1 protein-coding gene is annotated in these 2,105 nt (G+C 68.8%); it reads right to left on the bottom strand.

The annotated features are described in order from the left end of the window. A partial coding sequence (locus ACP7BL_RS17840; protein WP_426258928.1) for a beta strand repeat-containing protein occupies positions 1 to 2,105 on the bottom strand: 2,105 nt, incomplete at both ends.

Genomic DNA, 2,105 nt, shown 5'->3' with positions numbered 1-2,105 from the left:
CCGCTGACCGAGGCGGTGAGATCGATCGGGGTTGCGGTGTTATAGCCAACGCTGGCGCTCTTCGCGGCCACGCTCGGCGCAGCAGGCGTGGCGACGGTGAGCGTGACGGTGGCGGCGGCCGAGGTTCCGCCGGGCCCCGTGGCGGTATAGCCGAAGCTGTCGCTGCCATAATAGCCGCTGGTCGGGGTGTAGGTGATGACGTCGCCCGCGATGCTGGTGGTGCCGTGCGCAGGGGCTGAGCTGACGCTGAGGCTGCTATGCACGCCGCTGACCGAGGCGGTGAGGTCGATCGGGGTTGCGGTGTTGTACGCAACGCTCGCGCTCTTGGCGGCAACGGTTGGGGCGGTAGGCGTGGCGACGGTGAGCGTGACGGTGGCAGCGGCCGAGGTTCCGCCAGGCCCGGTGGCGGTATAGGCGAAGCTGTCGCTGCCATAATAGCCGGTGGTGGGGGTATAGGTGATGACATCGCCAGCCACGCTGGTGGTGCCGTGCGCGGGGGCTGTACTGACGGTGAGGCTGCTATGCACGCCGCTGACCGAGGCGGTGAGATCGATCGGCGTCGCGGTGTCATAAGCGACGCTGGCGCTCTTGGCGGCCACGCTTGGGGCGGCAGGCGTGGCGACGGTCAGTGTGACGGTGGCGGCCGCTGAGGTGCCGCCCGGCCCGGTGGCGGTATAGCCAAAGCTGTCGCTGCCATAATAGCCGGTGGTCGGGGTGTAGGTGATGACATCGCCGACAACGCTGGTGGTGCCGTGTGCAGGGGCCGTGCTGACGGTGAGGCTGCTATGCACACCGCTGACCGAGGCGGTGAGATCGATCGGGGCGGCGGTATTGTAGCCAACGCTGGCGCTCTTGGCGGCCACGCTCGGCGCAGCAGGCGTGGCGACGGTCAGCGTGACGGTGGCAGCGGCCGAGGTGCCGCCGGGCCCCGTGGCGGTATAGCCGAAGCTGTCGCTGCCATAATAGCCGCTGGTCGGGGTGTAGGTGATGACATCGCCAGCCACGCTGGTGGTACCGTGCGCGGGCGCGGTGCTGACGGTGAGGCTGCTATGCACGCCGCTGACCGAAGTGGTGAGGTCGATCGGGGTGGCGGTGTTGTAGCCAACGCTGGCGCTCTTGGCGGCCACGCTCGGCGCAGCAGGCGTGGCGACGGTGAGCGTGACGGTGGCGGCGGCGGAGGTGCCGCCGGGCCCCGTGGCGGTATAGGCGAAGCTATCGCTGCCATAATAGCCGGTGGTCGGGGTGTAGGTGACGACATCGCCAGCCACGCTGGTGGTGCCATGCGCAGGGGCGGTGCTGACGGTGAGGCTGCTATGCACGCCGCTGACCGAGGCGGTGAGATCGATCGGGGTTGCGGTGTTATAGCCAACGCTGGCGCTCTTCGCGGCCACGCTCGGCGCAGCAGGCGTGGCGACGGTGAGCGTGACGGTGGCAGCGGCCGAGGTTCCGCCAGGCCCGGTGGCGGTATAGGCAAAGCTGTCGCTGCCATAATAACCGCTGGTGGGGGTGTAGGTGATGACGTCGCCTGCAATGCTGGTGGTACCGTGTGCGGGCGCGGTGCTGACGGTGAGGCTGCTATGCACGCCGCTGACCGAGGCGGTCAGGTCGATCGGGGTGGCGGTGTCATAAGCGACGCTGGCGCTCTTGGCGGCAACAGTGGGCGCGGCAGGCGTGGCGACGGTGAGCGTGACGGTGGCAGCCGCCGAGGTTCCGCCAGGCCCGGTGGCGGTATAGCCGAAGCTATCGCTGCCATAATAGCCGGTGGTCGGGGTGTAGGTGACGACATCGCCAGCCACGCTGGTGGTGCCATGCGCAGGGGCGGTGCTGACGGTGAGGCTGCTATGCACGCCGCTGACCGAGGCGGTGAGATCGATCGGCGTCGCGGTGTTATAGCCAACGCTGGCGCTCTTGGCGGCCACGCTTGGGGCGGCAGGCGTGGCGACGGTCAGTGTGACGGTGGCGGCCGCTGAGGTGCCGCCCGGCCCGGTGGCGGTATAGGCGAAGCTATCGCTGCCATAATAGCCGGTGGTCGGGGTGTAGGTGACGACATCGCCAGCCACGCTGGTGGTGCCATGCGCAGGGGCGGTGCTGACGGTGAGGCTGCT

Origin of the sequence: Sphingomonas sp. DC1600-2, assembly GCF_049897605.1 — a bacterium.
Classification (GTDB): Bacteria; Pseudomonadota; Alphaproteobacteria; order Sphingomonadales; family Sphingomonadaceae; genus Sphingomonas.
Note: the sequence above shows the minus strand (reverse complement) of the source record. Positions and strands in the feature narration are given on the sequence as shown.